Here is an 18,456-nt window from a genome sequence, read left to right as displayed (position 1 = left end):
ACTGGTCAATCAAACGATCAGCGTCATCTCAAACTTGGCGCTTGAAACAGTCACTGACGGCAATGTGTGAATTGCGGCTCCAGAGTCAATAGCATGGCCCGCAAGGAAAATCACCACCATCGAGGCTCTGGCGAATCTGTTTTTGGCAGGATATCTGATCGAAACGGGTGTTTGCGAGGAAATAAGCGATGTCAGCGATGCCGGCCGAAACCGAAATCACGCGGATAATGGTGGGTACGGCCGGTGCGGCGCGCAGCATCGCCATGCGGGTTTTCAGCGCCGAACCGGCCTCGGAAAGCCCCGCCCTCGTCTGGCTCGGCGGCTACCGCTCCGACATGACCGGCACGAAGGCGGTCGAGGTCGAACGTCACGCGCAAGCGGTCGGAACGAACTGCGTCCGCTTCGACTATTCCGCCCATGGCGCTTCCGGCGGCGACTTCAAAGAAGGCACGATCTCACGCTGGCTCGAAGAAAGCCTCGCCGTCGTCGATCACGCGGTCGCCGGGCGCATGATCCTGATCGGTTCCTCCATGGGTGCCTGGCTCGCCCTGCGCCTTATCGAAGAACTGAGGGCGCGCGGCCAAGGGAAACGTGTGGCCGGCCTGGTGCTGATCGCCCCCGCCCCGGACTTCACCGCCGAGCTGATCGAACCCAATCTGACGACGGCCGAGCGGACTTCGCTTGCCGAACGGGGCTATTTCGAGGAGCCGTCGGAATATAGCCCCGAGCCCAACATCTTCACCCGCGCCCTGATCGAGGACGGGCGGCAAAACCGGGTCCTCAAGGGACCGATCGAGACGGGCTGCCCGGTGCATATTCTTCAGGGGATGCGCGATTTGGATGTGCCCTATACGCACGCGCTGAAGCTCATGGAGCACATGCCGGCGGACGACGTCGTCATGACCCTCATTCGTGACGGCGACCACCGGTTGTCGCGCGAGGAAGACATCGTCAAACTGAAACAGGCCATTAGCGCCATGCTTGCCAAGGCCTGAGTCCCCGGCCGGCTTCCGTTAACACTCCGACCCCATTTCAGAACGCATCCCGGATGGCCCGGAATGCAGGGCTTCCGCTGTCTTTCGATGGGTGATCTTAACCATAAAGGTCAATCCGACGAATCGGTAGATTGACTCACACGGTCCGAGCATATTAACTCTTTGTTAACGATTAGAGCAGCGCTAGGGGAAGCCTACAAAAGCTGTCATCAACTTGAGATTGCGCGTGCGGCGCACGCGCTTGCAGGGGATCTGTATGGCATTTTGGACCGGGGTAAAGACAGGCGTCGCGGCATTCTGCGCAATTTTCATTTCGGCAAGCATGGCAATTCCCGCACAGTCGGGATCCACTCCCTGGATGCAGACCGGCTCGGCAACTTCCCAGCCGATCGGGCATTTCGAGTTCTGCCAGAAGAACAGGAGTGAATGCGGCGTCCGGTCTCGGGCGGGCGCGCCGCCGCGTGTCACGGCAGGCGGCTGGGCCGTCATCCGGCAGGTGAACGCCGCCGTCAACCGCGAGATTTCGCCGGTCACCGACCAGGAGCTTCTCGGCAGGGACGAGGTCTGGTCCTATCCGAAAGGGCGGGGCGACTGCGAGGATTTCGCGCTCGAAAAGCGCCGGCGCCTGATGCAGCGCGGCTTTGCTGCCGGCAATCTGTTGATGACCGTGGTGCGCAAACCCGACGGCGAGGGCCATGCGGTGCTGACGGTGCGCACCGCCCAGGGCGATTTCGTCCTCGACAATCTCGACAACGGTGTCAGGCTTTGGACCAATACGCCCTACCGCTTCCTGAAGCGCCAGGCTTCCAACAATAGCGGCCGCTGGGTCACGATCGACAACAGCGCCGAGGTGCTCGTCGGCTCCGTCGGCAGATAAGCAGCCAGACAATTCGAATGAAGAAGGGCCGGTTCTCGGCCCTTTTTTCATGCCGTCCGTTCATACGCATGTTCCCAAGACCACTGCGCAGTTTTCGGCAAGCTGCATCAGGCATTGCCGATGACGATGCCGGCCGCCAGCACCAGGCCGCCGCCGAGCACGACCTGGAAGGCCGCTCTGAGGAATGGCGTTTCCATGAAACGGTTCTGGATGAAGGCGATGGCCCAGAGCTCGAAGAAAACGATCGCCACCGCGGTCACCGTCGCCGTCCAGAAATGCGGTATCAGATAGGGGAGCGCATGGCCGAGACCGCCGAGCGCCGTCATGATGCCGGAGGCGAGGCCACGCTTGACCGGTGAGCCGCGGCCGGAAAGCTTGCCATCATCATGGGCGGCTTCGGTGAAACCCATGGAAATGCCCGCACCGACCGAGGCCGAAAGCCCGACCAGGAAGGTTTGCCAGGTATCCTGAGTTGCAAAAGCGGCGGCGAAGATCGGCGCCAGCGTCGAAACCGAACCATCCATCAAGCCTGCCAGGCCCGGCTGCACATAGGTAAGAATGAACTGGCGATGCGATGTCTGGTCTTCCTCGGCGCGGACGTCGGCGGGTGTATGCCTTTCGCCGAGACGGCGCGCGAGAGATTCATGCGCCTTCTCGGCGATCGCCAGATCCCCCAACAGCTTGCGCGTCGCCGCGTCGCGCGTTCGTGCCGCCGCCTCGATATAGAAGCGGTGGGCCGCCTCCTCCATGGCCTCCGCCTCGGCACGTGCCCTTTCGATCGGCATCTCGGCAATCAGCCAGTCCGGCTTGCGCTCCGGAAAGCCGCGCACATGCTCGCGCCGGATGAGCGGAATGCGATTGCCGAAGCGAGCGACATGCAGGTCGATCAGGGTCTTTCGATGGTGGCTCTCTTCTTCGGCCATGGCCTCGAAGACCCTGGCGGAGTGCGGATATTTTTCCCGCAGCGCATCCGCATAGGCGAGGTAGATGCGGCCGTCATCCTCTTCCGAAGAGATGGCGAGCGCCAGGATTTCCTGTTCGCTCAAGGACAGAAACGGGCGCTTGGAACGGGAAAAGAGGCGGGAAAACACCAGCAGTAACCTTCTTTAGAATAATTCTAAAGAAATAGAAGTCGCCGGGCAGACCGTCAAGATGCTTGGTGGCAGGTCTATCCACAAACGCGGAGAAAGGACATGCCCCGCCCCAACCCCTCCCTATAGTGAAGAGGGCTTTGGCGCTCGGGCGGCCGCCTGCCATTCCCGAAACACGAGCCTGTGGCAACAACAAGAATGAGGTGAGGAGGTGCCGAAAGTAAGCCTCTCCCCGTTGGGGTTGGGGAGGGGTGACCGAAAGAGGTTAGGTGAGGCCTCAAATCGACAGATCCAGCGCCTTCTCCCGCTCGATATAGGCGCGTTGCTGGTCGGTGATGTAGTCGCGCACGATTGGCGCCGCATCGCGCGAGCGCGACAGCTGCATGTGGAAGACCAGCTGGCTGCCGGTGCGGAACATCATTTCGGCGCTGATCAGGTAGAACTCCCACATCCGGGCGAAGCGCTCGTCATACATCGCAATGACCTTGTCGCGATTTTCCTCGAAACGCGCGCCCCAATGGGCAAGCGTCGTCGCGTAATGGACGCGCAGGAATTCGAGATCCATCACCCACAGGCTGTTGCGCTCGACGACTTCGAAGACTTCCGACAGGGCCGGCGAATAGGCGCCCGGGAAGATATACTTCCTGAGCCAGGGACTCGCCATGCCGGGCGGGCTCATATGGCCGATCGAGTGCAGAACGGCGAGGCCGTCATCCGGCATCAGAGCGTTCAGCTTCTTGAAATACTCGTCGTAGTGATGCACGCCGACATGCTCGAACATACCGACCGAGACGATGCGGTCGAAGGGCCCCTCGACATCGCGATAGTCCTTCAGCTCGAAGCGCACCCGGTCGGCCATGCCGGCAGCGCGGGCTCGCTCGGAGGCAAGCGCCTGCTGCTCCTTCGACAGGGTGACACCGAGGACCTCGACATTTTCGAGCGTCGCCAGATAGAGCGCCAGATCGCCCCAGCCGCAGCCGATGTCGAGTACTTTCATGCCGGGCTTCAGGCAAAGTTTCGCGGCCAGCAGCCGCAGTTTGTTGCGCTGCGCCGCCTCCAGCGTCTCGTCCGGGTCGCGGAAATAGGCGCAGGAATAGAGCATGTTCTCGTCGAGGAACAGCTTGTAGAAATCGTTGCCGAGATCGTAGTGATGGGCGACGTTCTGCTGCGCCTTGCCCTTTGGATTTGCCTGCTGGCGCTTGCGGAAGCGCATCTTGATCGCCCGCAACAGCTTCTGGAGCGGATAGGAGCCGAGCGACAGCCGGTTGATCGAGAAGAGCGTGAGAAAGTCACGCAGCGTCGACCCCTCCTCGAAGCGCATCGTCCCGTCCATATAGGCCTCGCCGGCGGCGAGCTCGGCATTGAGGACGAGATTGCGATAGAGCCGCTTATCGGTCAGCCGCATCGTGACGCTCGGCCCCTGCTCTCCGGCGAAGACGTGCCTCTTGCCGTCGGCGTCGATCACCGTCAGGCTACCCTTGCGGATGAAGGCTTTCATCATGTGCGACAGTGGAAACATGCAATCCCTCGATCTCGTCCCGCCTCCAGCGGCGGCACGTGACCCTAAACAGCGGGCCCCTAAAATGCACGCTCAATTTTGCAGGGTTTCCGCGATCGCATCTTGAGTTGTGGAAAGCACAAATAAAGGGGCGGCAGGCAAAGCCCGCCGCCCCTTTCGATAGCGGTGAGCGCGCTATTCAGTCCTTGGCGCGCTCGACATAGGAGCCGTCTTCCGTGGCGATGACGACGCGGGTGCCCGCCTGGATATGCGGCGGCACGAGCGTGCGCACGCCATTTGAGAGGACCGCCGGCTTGTAGGATGAAGAAGCCGTCTGGCCCTTGACGACCGGTTCGGTCTCGGTGATTTCGAGGATAACGTGACGCGGCAGGTCGATGGCGATCGCGAGGCCCTCGTGGATCGACAGCATCACCGCCATGCCCTCTTGCAGATAGGCCTTCAAATCGCCGATGTCTTCGGTGGTCATGACGAGCTGGTCGTAGCTTTCGGGATTCATGAAGTGAAAGCCTTCGCCATCTTCATAAAGGAAGGTGTGCTCGCGGTCCTCGACGAAGGCGCGCTCGACCTGCTCGGTGGTGCGATAGCGCTCCGAGACCTTCACGCCGTCGGAGATGCGGCGCATGTCGACCTGGGTGACCGGCGTGCCTTTGCCCGGATGGAAGTTCTGGGCGGTGAGCACGACATAAAGCTTGCCGTCGACGTCGAGAACGTTGCCCTTGCGGACCGAAGAAGCGATGACCTTGACCATTAGTCTTCCTTGTAACAGAGGTATGCGCGACACGCGCGGGCCGCGACTGGCCCGGAAAGGACGCGAAAATTTCGATTTCGCGCCGCCACTACCCTAATTCCGGGCAAATAGCCAGCCTGAGCCGGCATTCGCGTGGAAAGAAAGCTTGGATCGAACCGACCATGCCGCATGCTTCACCCTGGTGGACCCCGGATGTCCATGCCGACCGGCGCCCCTTCCTGATCGGACGCAACCGCATCCAGTCGGCGCTGCGCCGGTACTTCGGCGAGCGCGACTTCATCGAGATCGATACGGCGACGCTGCAGCTGTCACCGGGCAACGAGGCGCATCTGCACGCCTTTGCAACGCAAGCGCTTGGGCCCGACGGATCGGTGCAGCCGCTCTATTTGCACACCTCGCCGGAATTCGCCTGCAAGAAGCTGCTCGCTGCCGGCGAAAGGCGCATCGTCTGTTTCGCCCATGTCTACCGCAACCGCGAGCGCGGCCCGCTGCACCATCCGGAATTCACCATGCTCGAATGGTACCGCGCTGACGAGAGCTATGAGACGCTGATGCGCGATTGCGCCGACATCCTCGCGCTTGCCGCCGAGACCGCCGGCGCGGCGTCTCTTACCTACCGGGGCAGAAGCTGCGATCCCTTCAAGGAACCGGAACGGCTTTCGGTGGTCGAGGCTTTCGCGCGCTTTGCCGGGATCGACCTCCTCGCCTCCCTCGCGAAGGATGGCACGACGGACCGTGAAAGCCTGGCCGCAGCCATGCGGGAGGCAGGTCTCCGCGTCGCCGACGACGACAGCTGGGCGGATCTCTTCAGCCGCGCGCTCGTCGAAAAGGTCGAACCCAATCTCGGCTTCGGCCGGCCGACGATCCTCGACGCGTATCCGGTCACTGAGGCCGCACTCGCCCGTCCGACGCCGCGCGACCGCCGCGTCGCCGAGCGTTTCGAGCTTTATGCCTGCGGGATCGAGCTTGCCAATGCCTTCGGCGAACTGACCGATGCGGCCGAACAGCGCCGCCGCTTCGAGCTGGAAATGACCGAAAAGGCGCGGGTCTATGGCGAAACCTACCCGCTCGACGAGGATTTCCTGGCGGCACTTGCCATCATGCCGGAGGCGAGCGGCATCGCCCTCGGCTTCGATCGTCTGGCGATGCTGGCGACCGGCGCCTCCCGCATCGACCAGGTCCTCTGGACGCCGGTGACGGAGGTCAGGAGATGACCGCGGAACGCGCCCTCAGGACGGCACGCGAGCTCGTCGACGCCGGCCTGGTCGAAGCCTCGGCCGAGGCAGCGATCTCCCGCGTCGCCTCTCGATACGCCATCGCCATCAGCCCCGCTGTTGCAAACCTCATCGACCGAGACGATCCGAATGATCCGATCGCCCGGCAATTCGTGCCCGATGCGGCAGAGCTGATGCTCATGCCGGAAGAGCGGGCCGACCCGATCGGCGACAGTGCGCACAGTCCCGTCTCTGGCATCGTCCACCGCTATCCGGACCGGGTGCTACTCAAGGCCGTGCATGTCTGCCCGGTCTATTGCCGCTTCTGTTTCCGCCGCGAGATGGTCGGTCCGCAGGGACTTGGCACGCTGACGACCGGCGAGCTCGACGCGGCAATCGCCTATATCGCCGATCATTCGGAGATCTGGGAGGTGATCCTCACCGGCGGCGACCCGCTGGTGCTCTCGCCACGGCGGCTCCAAGAAATCATGGAACGCCTCGGCGCGATCGGCCATGTCAAGGTCGTCCGTTTCCATACGCGCGTACCGGTCGTCGAGCCGGATCGCGTCGATGCGATTCTCATCGCGTCACTCAAAAGCAGCGGCAAGGCGACCTATGTGGCGCTCCACGCCAATCATCCACGCGAACTGACAGAGGAAGCGCGGGCCGCCGCTGCCCGGCTGATCGATGCGGGGATCGTCATGATCAGCCAATCGGTGCTGCTGAAGGGCGTCAACGACGACCCGGGGGTGCTCGCCGACCTGATGCGCGCCTTCGTCGAGACGCGGATCAAGCCCTATTACCTGCACCATCCGGATCTGGCGCCCGGCACCAGCCATTTCCGGCTGACGATCGAGGAGGGCCAGGCGCTCGTCGCCGCGCTGCGCGGCCGCGTCTCGGGCCTCTGCCAGCCGACCTATATCCTCGACATTCCCGGCGGCCACGGCAAGGCCGTCGTCAGCGCAAGCGCGATCGAGGCGGAAGGAGGTGGCTGCTACACCGTCACCGATTTCCGCGGAAACGAGCACAGCTATCCGCCGCAAGGCTGACGCGATCTACGCAGCAAAAAGGCCGCGCGGAACTCCACGCGGCCTTTGCAATTTTCCAAGAGAACTCAGCCCTGCTTGATCGGCGCGATGGAGATTTCGACGCGGCGGTTCTGGGCGCGGCCGGCCTCGCTGGCGTTCGATGCGACGGGCCGCTCCATGCCATAGCCCATGGTCGAGATGCGCCGCTGATCGATGCCGCGGCCGGCCAGATAGTTGGCGACGGAGGCGGCGCGGCGTTCCGAGAGGCCCTGGTTGTGGGAGGCGCTGCCGGTCGAATCGGTGTGGCCATCGACGTCGATCAGCGTCTTGTTGAACTTGCGCAGCACGATCGCGACCGAATCGAGCGTCGGGTAGAAGGGCGGGATCACCTGGTCGCGGTCGGTCGCGAAGGTGATGTTCGACGGCATGTTGAGAATGATGCGGTCGCCGGCACGCGTCACCGAGACGCCGGTGCCCTGCAGCTGGGCGCGCAATTCCGATTCCTGCTGGTCCATGTAGTTGCCGACCAGGCCACCGCCGAGCGCGCCGATGCCGGCGCCGACGAGCGCGGCATCACGGCGTCCGGCAGCACTGCCGCCGACCAGGAGGCCGGTTGCGGCGCCGAGGCCCGCGCCGATCAGCGCGCCACCGGCCGTGTTCGACATCTTCTGTTCTCCCGTATAGGGATCGGTGGTCGTGCATCCGGAAAGATAGATGGCCGCGACAGCCAGGATGGCGCATTTCTTGATCATCGAATCAATGGTCCCCATTGTGCTAAAGGTGCTTCATACTATCGATTGCGGCAGGAAGATGAAGGGGCGCCGCGCTTTCCACACGGACGGGCAATAGACGACGCTTCGGCACTGCAGCATTTGCGCCTTGCTTTGCCACATTGCTGTCCAGAGCGCCCGCTAACCGAAGCTTCACAGGCTCGCGCTAGGTATCGCTGCCTGGGCGGGATCCAAGCGAGAGGAACGATATATGGCGATCGAGTTCGACGACACGCAGCGCAGTCTCAGCGATACGCTGACCGGCATGATCGCTTCGATCCGAGGCAATACGATCACGCTGCGCGAGCTGATGATCGAGATCGGCGAGCACGGTTTCCTGCTTCTCTGCGCGCTGCTGACGCTGCCGTTCCTGATCCCGGTGTCGATCCCCGGCGTCAGCACCGTGTTCGGCGCGGCGATAATTCTCATCTCGCTGGCGATCACCCTCAACCGCCTGCCCTGGCTGCCGCGGCGCATTCTCGACCGGCAGATCGAAACCGAAAAACTCGTGCCGACCTTGAAGAAGGGGGCGGCGCTCGTCGCGAAACTCGACCGCTATGTGCGCCCAAGGTTGCTTTTTTGACTGACGGCGCCGTGATGAACCGCTTCAACGGCCTGATGATCATGGCCGGCGGCGTACTCCTGTTGTTTCCGCTCGGGCTGATCCCGCTGTCGAACACGCTGCCGGGCATCGCCATCCTGCTCTTGTCACTCGGTATCATCCAGCGCGACGGACTGATGGTGACCGGCGGCTATCTCTTTCTCGTCGCGACCGCAATCTATTTCGCCGTGCTCGCCTATCTCGCCTTCGCCGCCGGCCAGGGTCTGTCTCAGTTCTTCGTTTCGTGAGCCGGCTTCCGGGCGGTCAGCCGGCGATCCCCTTCAGCACATTCGCGACGTTGAGGCCGATCTCCGGCACACCATAGCCGCCTTCCATGCAGACGACGACGGACAGGCCCGTCATTCGTAAGCGTTCGCCCATGCGCAAAAAATCCTCCGATTTCAGCTTGAAGAAGCTGATCGGATCGCGCTCGAACGTATCGACCCCGAGCGACAGGACGAGGGCTTCCGCGCCGAAACCGGCGATGCGTGCGAGGGCGTCGTCCATCGCCGCTACCCATGTCTCGAAGGTGGTGCCGCGCGGCAGCGGATAGTTCTTCGTCGAACCGAGCCCCTCTCCTGACCCCTCCTCGTCGGCAAAACCGAGGAAATGCGGAAACGCATCGACGGGATCACCGTGCAGCGAGGCGAAGAAAACGTCACCGCGCTCGTAGAAAATATCCTGCGTGCCGTTGCCGTGATGGAAATCGACGTCGAGGACGGCGACTTTTGTGGCGCCGCGGTCGCGCAGGCGCTGGGCGGCGCAGGCGGCGTTGTTGATGAAGGAGTAGCCGCCGAAGAGATCGATCGCCGCATGATGGCCGGGCGGCCGGCAGAGCGCGAAGGCGGCGCGGTTGCCGGCAGCGACACGATCGGCCGCCGAAATGGCGCAATCCATTGCGGCGCGCGCGGCGGCAAAGGTGCCCTCGGTGATCGCCGTCTCGGCGGCGAAGGCATAGTAGCCGAGCGCCCCGTCGATATCCTTCGGGGGATGCTGGCGCATGCGGCGGGCCGGAAAGCAGGCGGGGATCGCCTCGCCACGATAGCCGTCGGCCACCCAGCGCTGCCAGGCGGTCTCGATGAATGCGAGATAATCGGCCGAATGCAGCTTCAGCGCCGTCTCCATACCATGCCGTTCGGGCGCGACGATGTCGGCGAAGCCTGCTTCCTTGACCGCTGCAAGGATCCACTCGGCCCGGAACGGCGCCTCGAAGGGCGGCACGAGCTCGCCGCCATGGAGTTCGGTCTTGGCGTCTCTGAGCTTATGGTCTTCGGAGTAGTAGACGCGCATTGTGGTTGTCCTGATTCACGGTGGTCTTGGGGAGTCACTCTACTTCACGATTCGGTGAAGCGGAATTGCGGCTGGCGACTGCCTCTCATCCCGCTGACAGCGGGATGAGAGGCAAGCCATTCTTCCACTAAGCCGATAGATGCTTGTAGAGGAAAGTGGTCGCGCAATAGCGTCCGTCTGGCATCAGCGCGTAGTCGGGAACGACGCCGGCGCGCAGCCAGCCGAAGCGCTCGTAGATCGCCTCTGCCGGCTCGCCGGTCGCGGTGTCGAGCACCAGAACTCTCCGACCACGCTTCCGCGCCTCGGCTTCTGCCTTTTCCATCAGCCGGCGGGCGAGACCCAGGCCGCGCGCGTCCCGGTGCACCAGTAGCTTCTTGATATCGGCGCGATGCGGCTGGTTCGGCATCGTCGACACACCGAGCTGCACCGTCCCGACCGCCCGTCCATCGACCTCGGCGACGATGAGCACGGTCTCCGCACGGCCGACGGCAGCAGCGATTCCCTCCCAGAACGGCACGGCGTCTTGCGGTCCGAAGGGCTGCATGAAGCCGACCGAGGCGCCGCCTTCGACGCAGTCGGCGAGGACCTCCGCAAGCGCCGGCAGCGCGACCCGGGTTTCTTTTTCGGTAAGCACGCGGATGCGGATATCGCTCATGATCAAACCTTGGTGCGGCAGAGGATGACGGCGTAATGCGCCGGGTCGTCATAGGGATTGTGGAAGATGTGGGCCTCTTCGAGCCCCATGAACAGGCAGTCGCCGGCCTCGAGCACCTGCGGCCCGCTCTCCATTGTCAGTTCCAGCCGGCCGGAGAAAAGCCAGAGATGCTGGGTGATGCCGCGGTCGCCGGGCTGGCGCTCGAAGACGACGCGGGCGCCCGGCGGAAACTCGACCTCGACGATATCGACCGGCGAGCCGAGACCCTCCGGCGATACTGATCGGCGCAGATAGCCGCTTTCCGGATCGCGCCAGAGCCGCTGCTCCGCCCGGCGTGCCACCGGGGAGACGTTCGCCGCGGTTGAGGCAAAAAGCGCCGAGAGCGTCGTACCGAGCGCGCTGCAGAGTCTTGCCAGCAACTGCGCCGTCGGGCTTGCCTCGCCGCGCTCGATGCGCGAGATCATGGCGCGGCTAACCCCGGAGCGCGTCGCCAGTTCGTCGAGCGTGAGAGCCTGAATCGTGCGCAGCTCACGTACACGTTCGCCGATCGTCTGTTCAAGGGAGGTGATCGCCTGTTCCATTATTTGAGATTGCATTTCTCATATAGTGGAGTCAAGCCACTCACCATGCCACAAAAATAAATTTCTCGAATGCCGCTCCGGCGACAATGCGACGGGCGACGCCGCGCTAGTTTGCCTTGAGGAAAGCGGCGGAGGACCGGCATATGGAAAGGGACCGTTCGTCGCTTCTGTCGATTGCCAGCATCGTCACGTCGATGACGGCTGTCGCGATCGGCAACGGCATGATGCTCGCCTACGTCCCCTTCGTGCTGACGCGCTCCGCGGCACCGGACTGGGTTCCAGGCGCTGCGGTCACGGCAATCGCCTTCGGCGGCCTGATCGGCTGCGTGCTGGCGGGCCCGCTGATCCGCCGCGTCGGACATGCGCGGGCCTTCTCCTGCTCAATGGCACTGGTCATTCTCGCGGCCGTGCTGATCAGCCTCGGAGTCCATCCCATTCTCTGGATCTTCGCGCGCGCACTCTATGGAGCGGCCGCAAACACGAATTTCATCATCACCCAGAGCTGGCTGAACCACGCGAGCGACAACCATTGGCGCGGCAAGGCCATGGCGCTCTTCTACATGGCCTATGTGATCGGGCTTGGGGCCGGCGCCTGGCTGTTTGGGCGCATCCCGGTCGAAGGCAATTTCGCGCCGATCGTGACGATCTTCTTCACGGCGCTCGCCATCCTGCCAATCGGGCTGACGCGCCTGCCGACGCCGCCCGCACCCGGCAAGGTCAGCATCGACATCGCCATGGCCTGGCGCAACTCCCCGGTCGCCTTTATCGGCGTGCTTGCCTCCGGCGGACTCTCGATGCTGGTGCAGGGGTTCACGCCGATCTATGCCGCCGCCAACGCGATGACCCAGAAGGACGTGGCGACGCTGATGTTCATCATGCAGTTCGGATTGCTGGTCATCCAATATCCGATGGGCGCGCTTTCCGACCGCATCGACCGGCGCATCGTGCTGATCGCCACCTGCGCCCTGATCGTGGCGGCGGGCTTCGCGGCGCTCGTCGTCTCCGTCGATAGCCTTCCCCTGCTGTTGCTCGCCTTCGCGCTCTTCGCCGGCGCCGTCGAAACGGTCTACTCGATTGCCAATGCGCATGCCAACGATCGCACTGATCCGGCCGATTTCGTGCCGCTCGCCAGCACCATGCTCGTCGCCTGGTCGGCGGCGGCGACGCTGGTGCCGATGCTGGTGACCCTGCTGACGCCCGCCTTTGGGCCGCAGCTGTTTATCTACGCGACGATGACGGTGGCGGTCCTCTATGCGGCCTTCGTGCTGGTCCGCCTGCGGCTGCGTGAACGCGTGCCGCCGCAGCAATGCGAGACCTTCGAACTCAGAAGCGCGCAGGTGCCGAATGCGGGGGCGCTCGCCGAGGCCGAAGCGCCTTCGGAATAGCCGGATTTATAGTGAACGAAGCCTTCATTTCCCGCTTTGCGCCGCCTGATCGCACTGCTATATGCGGCCCATGAGCACACCATCTTCCAAGACGCCCCTGTCGCATATCCGCAACTTCTCGATCGTGGCCCATATCGACCACGGCAAATCGACGCTGGCCGATCGGCTGATCCAGTCGACCGGCGGTCTTGCCGAACGCGAGATGTCCGAGCAGGTGCTGGACAGCATGGACATTGAGCGCGAGCGCGGCATCACCATCAAGGCCCAGACCGTGCGGCTGCACTACAAGGCCAATGACGGCGACACCTATGTGCTGAACCTGATCGACACGCCCGGCCACGTCGACTTCGCCTACGAGGTTTCGCGCTCGCTGTCGGCCTGCGAGGGCTCGCTGCTCGTCGTCGACGCCAGCCAGGGCGTCGAAGCCCAGACTCTCGCCAATGTCTATCAGGCGATCGACAACAACCACGAGCTCGTCACCGTGCTCAACAAGATCGACCTCCCGGCGGCCGAGCCCGAGCGGATCAAGGAGCAGATCGAGGAGGTGATCGGCATCGACGCCTCCGACGCCGTGCTGATCTCAGCGAAGACCGGCCTCGGCATTCCGGACGTGCTCGAAGCGATCGTCCACAAGCTGCCGGCGCCGAAGAGCCTCGGCGGCGACGCCGCTCCGTTGAAGGCGCTGCTCGTCGACAGCTGGTACGACGCCTACCTCGGGGTCATGGTTCTGGTGCGCGTCATCGACGGAACCCTGAAAAAGGGCATGACCATCCGCATGATGGGAACGGATGCGAAATACCAGGTGGAGCGCGTCGGCGTGCTGACGCCGAAGATGGTTGCGATGGATTCGCTCGGCCCCGGCGAGATCGGCTTCATCACCGCCTCGATCAAGGAAGTGGCCGATACCCGCGTCGGCGATACAATCACCGAAGACAAGCGGCCGACGGCCAAGGCACTGCCGGGTTTCAAGCCGGCCCAGCCCGTCGTTTTCTGCGGTCTATTTCCCGTCGACGCCGCCGACTTCGAGGACCTGCGCTCCGCGATGGGCAAGTTGCGCCTTAACGATGCGTCTTTCTCGTTCGAAATGGAATCCTCCGCCGCGCTCGGCTTTGGCTTCCGCTGCGGCTTCCTCGGCCTTCTGCACCTTGAAATCATCCAGGAGCGGCTGGAGCGCGAATTCGATCTTGATCTGATCGCGACCGCGCCATCGGTCGTCTACAAGCTGTTCATGAACGATGGCTCAGAGCGTGAGCTTCACAACCCCGCCGACATGCCGGATGTCGTCAAGATCGCTGAAATCCACGAACCGTGGATTCGCGCGACGATCCTAACGCCCGATGATTATCTCGGCGGCATCCTGAAGCTCTGTCAGGATCGGCGCGGCATCCAAGTCGAACTCACCTATGTCGGCAGCCGAGCAATGCTGACCTACGACCTGCCGCTCAACGAAGTTGTTTTCGATTTCTATGACCGGCTGAAGTCGATTTCCAAGGGCTACGCCTCCTTCGACTACCAGATCACCGACCACCGGGAAGGCAACCTTGTGAAGATGTCTATCCTCGTCAACGGCGAGCCGGTAGACGCGCTGTCGATGATGGTGCACCGCATGGCGGCGGAAAAGCGCGGCCGCGAAATGTGCGAGAAGCTGAAAGAGCTGATCCCGAAGCATATGTTCAAGATCCCGATCCAGGCCGCCATCGGGGGCAATGTGATCGCGCGCGAAACCATCTCGGCACTGCGCAAGGACGTGACCGCCAAGTGTTACGGCGGCGACGCCACCCGCAAACGCAAGCTTCTGGAAAAGCAGAAGGCCGGCAAGAAGCGCATGCGCCAGTTCGGCAAGGTGGAGATCCCGCAGGAGGCGTTTATCGCCGCGCTGAAGATGGGCGACGAGTGATTGACACGGAATCGGTGCAGTTGGAACGTTCTCGCGGGAAAACGCGGGCAGCAGCCCGCTAAGGCCCCACAATCACCCGCGCTGGATTCCCCACCACCGTTGCGCCTGGAGCCACATCCCGCGTCACCACGGCGCCGGCGCCGACAATTGCGCCATCGCCGATCGCAACATCGGCCAAAATGATCGCCCCGCCGCCGATCCAGACGTCCTTGCCGATCGTCACGGGCCGGGCGATCTCGAGGCCGGCGCGGCGTAGCGCGACATCCTTGTGGTGCTCGGCGCAGTAGATTTGGACGCCCGGGCCCAGTATCGACCCACCGCCGATGACGACCGGGGCACTGTCGAGTATAGTGCAGCCGGCGTTGAGGAAGACGCCGGCGCCGAGCGTGATATTGACGCCGTAGGAGCAATGGAACGGCGCTTCGATGAAGACGTCCTGAGCGGCGGCCGCGAAGAGCGCCTCCAGCGCCGGGGCCATCCGGCCGCGCTCGTCCGGTGCCATCGTGTTGTGCTGGTGGACGGCATTGCGGGCGCGTTCGCGCATCGCATGGAGTTCCAAATCGAGGCAACGGTACCATTCGCCCGCCGCCATCTTTTCGCGCTCGCTTTTCATCACGACCGCGCCTGCCCCTTCCCCTTGGCGCGGGCCTCATTCAATCGCGCCAGACTCTCCTCCGGCCATTCCGCCTGAACGTCGTAGTAGGCGTCGAAGACCCTCGCCCCCGCCATCAGCGGCACCCAGCCGAGTTTCGAGCGCGTGTAGATATGGACGTCCGGCGCAAATGCCGACGGCCGGTCGAGCGTCGCGAGACGCAGGAAGGAGAGCCACTTGCGCCGGCCATAATCGCTCCAGAGCGCCGACTGGCAATCGGCGCAGCGATAGACGTCGTGCGGCCGGCCGCTGTCGGTTGAAAGCGACACTATTGCGGGCTCTCCCCGCAAGAGTACGACATTTTCCGCCTCGACGATGCCGTTGATCACGAAGGCGCTGCCAACCTGCCGCTGGCAATCGCGGCAATGGCAGCAATGCACGAACATCGGCGGCCGCCTCAGCCGATAGCGGACGCGACCGCAGAAGCAGCCGCCTTCGATCGCTTCACTCATGCGATCACCTCCTCAGTAACCCGAGATGACCACGGCTGACGCCGCCGTTCAAGGGCTGCCGAGGAGAAGAGGCGATACCGAAGACGCGGCCGGACCACTCCGGCCGCGTCTCGACGCAGTTCAGAACTGCTTGCCGACTTTGGCGTCGACCGACTGGCCGTTGGCACCGCGGATGGCGAAGAAGAAGGTGATCGCCGCCCAGAGGATCGACTTTTCGGCGCCGCCGAGGCCCTGACCCTGGACGATACCGTGGAAATAGACTGTGACGAGCAGAACGATGGTGGCGGCAAGGGCCGCGGGCCGGGTCAGGAAGCCGATGGCGATGAAGATGCCGCCGAAGAATTCGGTGGCGGAAAGCAGCGGCGACCAGAAGACGCCCGGATAGAAGCCGAGCCCCTCCACCATGCCGACGGCGCCGAAGGGGTCGAGGATCTTGCCGTAGCCATGAGTGACGAGCAGCGCACCGGCCAGGACGCGCAGCAGCGTTTCGGCGAAGGTGTCGAGCGGCAGGTAGATCTTTTCAAGCGCCGGCAGGATCGGGCGCGGGCGGCTGTTGGTTGCGGTGGTGTCGGTCATGGAATCCCTCTCGCAGTGTGTTCGCAATGCAAAAGTCTCTCGCCGCACATCCCTTCGAAAACAAGGACCTGGCGATAAAAACATGATTGTTCAAGTTGACATTTGTGTGAAAGCCGGTGATGGGCCGGTTGCTCCGGGCCGTTCGCGAAGCTATCTTCGCCGGACGAGCAAACAGGACATTTTGAAATGAGTGACAAGCCGCGCGTCACGATCCTCTACTGCACCCAGTGCAACTGGCTGCTGCGCGCCGGCTGGATGGCGCAGGAGCTGCTGTCGACCTTCGCCGACACGCTTGGCGAAGTGGCGCTCATCCCCGGCACCGGCGGCAATTTCGAGATCCGCGTCGATGGCGAGCTCGTCTGGGAACGCAAGCGCGATGGCGGCTTTCCGGGTCCGAAGGAATTGAAGCAGCGAATTCGTGATGTGATCGAGCCGGAGCGCGATCTCGGCCACGTCGACAGGACTTGAAGCCCTGCATTTCAGTGTCCTAGCCAGCGTCTTTGCCGCAGCCTTTCTTTCCGCGACCCTGCTTTTCGGCCTGTCGGAGGCGGCAGTGGTGGCCGCGGCCCTTTCGGCCGAAACGAGCCGGACCGCGCTGTTTTTTGCCGCGACCGGCGGCAATGTGCTCGGCGCCCTCGTCAATTTCGCACTCGGCCGCTTCGCAATCCGATTCGAAAACCGGCGCTGGTTTCCGGTCTCGCCGCAGGCGCGGCAAAAAGCCGAGGCGCTCTTCGGGCGCTACGGCCAGCCGGTGCTGCTTTTCTCCTGGCTACCGATCGTCGGCGATCCGCTGACGCTTGCCGCTGGACTGCTCCGGACGCCGCTCGCCGTGTTCCTCGCCTATGTGACCATCGGGAAGGCGGCGCGCTATGCCGCGCTGCTGTGGCTGACGCCCTCCTGACTCAGAGCCTCAGCTATGGGCGAAAATATCCGTCTCCTCCCAGCCGAGCAGGTCGAGCTTGGCGCGCGTCGGCAGGAAGGCGAAGCAGGCGTCGGCGTGTTCCATGCGGCCGTCGCGCAGCAGCCGTGCCGTCAGCTTGTCGCGCAGCGCATGCAGGTGAAGCACGTCCGAGGCGGCATATTCGAGCTGCGCCGGCGAGAGGATATCGGCGGCCCAATCGGAGGACTGCTGCTGCTTCGAAATATCGACGTCGAGCAGTTCCTTGAGGTTGTCCTTGAGGCCGTGGCGGTCCGTGTAGGTGCGGGTCAGCCGCGAGGCGATCTTGGTGCAGAAAACAGGCGTAGAGGTCACACCAAAGGTGTGGAACAGCACCGCGATGTCGAAGCGGCCGTAATGAAAAATCTTCTGACGCGCTGGGTCGGCAAGCATCGCCACGAGGTTCGGCGCCTCTTTCTGGCCGGCGGCGATACGGATCACGTCGGCGGTACCGTCGCCCGGCGAAAGCTGCACGACGCAGAGACGGTCGCGGCGGGGAACGAGGCCGAGCGTTTCCGTGTCGATGGCGATCGCGCCGCTATAGCGGGTCGCGTCGGCCGCGGAAATGTCACCTTCGTGGAACCGTATTGTATTCGCCATCGAGAATCCCCAGATCGTTGTTGCATGATTTCTTTAATCGGAATCGATTCAAGGACAAAATCATGCAGCGATTCAAACTGCTACGGCGGCCCTAGCGCGTCTAACACGCGCGGCGCTGTAGAGTGTAGCTGGCCTATAGCGCAAGTTTGTCGGCCGCGATACCGTGTCACCGCGTCGGCGTCTCGCCGCCGTCCTCCCGAAAGTTCACCGGCATGACTTCGTTCCGTTCCGCGCTGTCGCTTACCTTGGCCGCCCTGATGCTGAGCCTCTCCGCCAACACCGGCCTGGCGGACGAGGCGCGCCTCAACTTCGCGCAGAGCTTTCGAGACCTTCCCGGCGTGCGGCCGCTCAACCCGCTGCAAGATGGCGAGAGCACGGTCTGCGAGCAGGTCTTCATCGACCGCTATTCGCCCTTCGAGTCTTCCCATGGCCGGCCCCGCTACGACACCATCTACCGATGCCGCAAGGGCGACGGTCCGGTCTTCCAGAGCGGGCGGCTGCCGCCATCGCTCGAACGGCAGAAGCGGGGCCTGAACTATTGAGGAGGCTAGGCCGCGGAACTCTGTTCGAAGCGGCCGCTTTCCGCGA

Annotated in this window: 19 protein-coding genes and 2 pseudogenes; 10 read left to right on the top strand and 11 right to left on the bottom strand. The window is 63.4% G+C overall.

Annotation, left to right across the window (positions count from 1 at the left end; all coding sequences use genetic code 11):
- Nucleotides 1–188 precede the first annotated feature (188 nt).
- Both USDA257_RS29890 and USDA257_RS29885 read left to right on the top strand, forming a co-directional pair.
- Nucleotides 189–995, top strand: coding sequence for an alpha/beta hydrolase (locus tag USDA257_RS29890; RefSeq protein WP_014766726.1), 807 nt, complete (start codon nt 189–191; stop codon nt 993–995).
- A gap of 256 nt (nt 996–1,251) precedes the next feature.
- Nucleotides 1,252–1,872 carry a transglutaminase-like cysteine peptidase gene (locus tag USDA257_RS29885; RefSeq protein ID WP_041414850.1) on the top strand — a complete coding sequence of 207 codons (621 nt, stop codon included), beginning with the start codon at nt 1,252–1,254 and terminating at the stop codon, nt 1,870–1,872.
- Between the two features lie 107 nt (nt 1,873–1,979).
- On the opposite strand, the gene mbfA is transcribed toward USDA257_RS29885, so the two are convergent.
- The 3 genes from mbfA to efp all read right to left on the bottom strand — a co-directional run bounded on the left by mbfA (nt 1,980) and on the right by efp (nt 5,230).
- Nucleotides 1,980–2,963 carry an iron exporter MbfA gene (mbfA, locus tag USDA257_RS29880; RefSeq protein WP_014766723.1) on the bottom strand — a complete coding sequence of 328 codons (984 nt, stop codon included), beginning with the start codon at nt 2,961–2,963 and terminating at the stop codon, nt 1,980–1,982.
- Nucleotides 2,964–3,240: 277 nt separating this feature from the next.
- A complete protein-coding gene (cfa1, locus tag USDA257_RS29875; protein ID WP_014766722.1) occupies nt 3,241–4,482 on the bottom strand; it encodes a cyclopropane-fatty-acyl-phospholipid synthase in 1,242 nt (413 codons plus the stop codon).
- 178 nt (nt 4,483–4,660) lie between these two features.
- A complete protein-coding gene (efp, locus tag USDA257_RS29870) occupies nt 4,661–5,230 on the bottom strand; it encodes an elongation factor P (protein ID WP_014766721.1) in 570 nt (189 codons plus the stop codon).
- Between the two features lie 161 nt (nt 5,231–5,391).
- Here efp and epmA point away from each other — a divergent pair, with 161 nt between their 5' ends.
- Both epmA and USDA257_RS29860 read left to right on the top strand, forming a co-directional pair.
- Nucleotides 5,392–6,444 (top strand): EF-P lysine aminoacylase EpmA, encoded by a 1,053-nt coding sequence (epmA, locus tag USDA257_RS29865; RefSeq protein WP_014766720.1) that lies wholly within the window; start codon nt 5,392–5,394, stop codon nt 6,442–6,444.
- Entirely contained in the window at nt 6,441–7,493 is a 1,053-nt protein-coding gene (locus tag USDA257_RS29860) for a lysine-2,3-aminomutase-like protein (protein WP_014766719.1), read from the top strand. Before epmA ends, USDA257_RS29860 begins: the two co-directional genes overlap by 4 nt.
- A 65-nt stretch (nt 7,494–7,558) precedes the next feature.
- Here the strand turns inward: USDA257_RS29860 and USDA257_RS29855 are convergent, their stop codons facing one another.
- The gene (locus USDA257_RS29855; protein WP_014766718.1) at nt 7,559–8,224 is read right to left on the bottom strand and encodes an OmpA family protein; all 666 of its coding nucleotides are present in this window, start codon (nt 8,222–8,224) and stop codon (nt 7,559–7,561) included.
- Between the two features lie 229 nt (nt 8,225–8,453).
- On the opposite strand from USDA257_RS29855, the pseudogene USDA257_RS29850 reads away from it, so the two are divergent.
- Nucleotides 8,454–9,091 (top strand): annotated as a pseudogene (locus tag USDA257_RS29850) (exopolysaccharide biosynthesis protein).
- 16 nt (nt 9,092–9,107) lie between these two features.
- Here USDA257_RS29850 and USDA257_RS29845 read toward each other — a convergent pair.
- From USDA257_RS29845 to USDA257_RS29835, 3 genes are all read right to left on the bottom strand, one after another.
- Nucleotides 9,108–10,133 (bottom strand): histone deacetylase family protein, encoded by a 1,026-nt coding sequence (locus USDA257_RS29845; protein ID WP_014766717.1) that lies wholly within the window; start codon nt 10,131–10,133, stop codon nt 9,108–9,110.
- Between the two features lie 127 nt (nt 10,134–10,260).
- Entirely contained in the window at nt 10,261–10,788 is a 528-nt protein-coding gene (locus tag USDA257_RS29840; RefSeq protein WP_014766716.1) for a GNAT family N-acetyltransferase, read from the bottom strand.
- A gap of 2 nt (nt 10,789–10,790) precedes the next feature.
- Nucleotides 10,791–11,369: a helix-turn-helix domain-containing protein gene (locus USDA257_RS29835; protein WP_041414849.1), complete on the bottom strand. Its 579-nt coding sequence runs from the start codon at nt 11,367–11,369 to the stop codon at nt 10,791–10,793.
- Nucleotides 11,370–11,512: 143 nt separating this feature from the next.
- Here USDA257_RS29835 and USDA257_RS29830 point away from each other — a divergent pair, with 143 nt between their 5' ends.
- Entirely contained in the window at nt 11,513–12,754 is a 1,242-nt protein-coding gene (locus tag USDA257_RS29830) for an MFS transporter (RefSeq protein WP_014766714.1), read from the top strand.
- A gap of 61 nt (nt 12,755–12,815) precedes the next feature.
- On the top strand, nt 12,816–14,651 hold the full coding sequence (gene lepA / locus USDA257_RS29825; RefSeq protein ID WP_014766713.1) for a translation elongation factor 4: 1,836 nt from the start codon (nt 12,816–12,818) through the stop codon (nt 14,649–14,651).
- A 70-nt stretch (nt 14,652–14,721) separates the two neighbouring features.
- Here lepA and USDA257_RS38875 read toward each other — a convergent pair.
- The 3 genes and pseudogenes from USDA257_RS38875 to USDA257_RS29810 all read right to left on the bottom strand — a co-directional run.
- Nucleotides 14,722–14,883: pseudogene (locus USDA257_RS38875) on the bottom strand (DapH/DapD/GlmU-related protein); the annotation flags it as partial.
- A 380-nt stretch (nt 14,884–15,263) separates the two neighbouring features.
- Nucleotides 15,264–15,755, bottom strand: coding sequence for a GFA family protein (locus USDA257_RS29815; RefSeq protein ID WP_014766711.1), 492 nt, complete (start codon nt 15,753–15,755; stop codon nt 15,264–15,266).
- 120 nt (nt 15,756–15,875) lie between these two features.
- On the bottom strand, nt 15,876–16,331 hold the full coding sequence (locus tag USDA257_RS29810) for a DoxX family protein (RefSeq protein ID WP_014766710.1): 456 nt from the start codon (nt 16,329–16,331) through the stop codon (nt 15,876–15,878).
- 186 nt (nt 16,332–16,517) lie between these two features.
- On the opposite strand from USDA257_RS29810, the gene USDA257_RS29805 reads away from it, so the two are divergent.
- Nucleotides 16,518–16,799: a SelT/SelW/SelH family protein gene (locus USDA257_RS29805; protein WP_014766709.1), complete on the top strand. Its 282-nt coding sequence runs from the start codon at nt 16,518–16,520 to the stop codon at nt 16,797–16,799.
- An 85-nt stretch (nt 16,800–16,884) separates the two neighbouring features.
- Entirely contained in the window at nt 16,885–17,232 is a 348-nt protein-coding gene (locus tag USDA257_RS29800) for a YqaA family protein (RefSeq protein WP_014766708.1), read from the top strand.
- A 9-nt stretch (nt 17,233–17,241) separates the two neighbouring features.
- On the opposite strand, the gene USDA257_RS29795 is transcribed toward USDA257_RS29800, so the two are convergent.
- Nucleotides 17,242–17,868 carry a ribonuclease D gene (locus tag USDA257_RS29795; protein WP_014766707.1) on the bottom strand — a complete coding sequence of 209 codons (627 nt, stop codon included), beginning with the start codon at nt 17,866–17,868 and terminating at the stop codon, nt 17,242–17,244.
- 212 nt (nt 17,869–18,080) lie between these two features.
- Here USDA257_RS29795 and USDA257_RS29790 point away from each other — a divergent pair, with 212 nt between their 5' ends.
- Nucleotides 18,081–18,410 carry a hypothetical protein gene (locus USDA257_RS29790; RefSeq protein ID WP_014766706.1) on the top strand — a complete coding sequence of 110 codons (330 nt, stop codon included), beginning with the start codon at nt 18,081–18,083 and terminating at the stop codon, nt 18,408–18,410.
- Nucleotides 18,411–18,456: the final 46 nt, after the last annotated feature.

Origin of the sequence: Sinorhizobium fredii USDA 257 (assembly GCF_000265205.3) — a bacterium.
Lineage (GTDB): Bacteria > Pseudomonadota > Alphaproteobacteria > Rhizobiales > Rhizobiaceae > Sinorhizobium > Sinorhizobium fredii_B.
The sequence above is the reverse complement of the archived record's forward strand: the minus strand, read 5'-3'. Positions and strand labels throughout refer to the sequence as shown.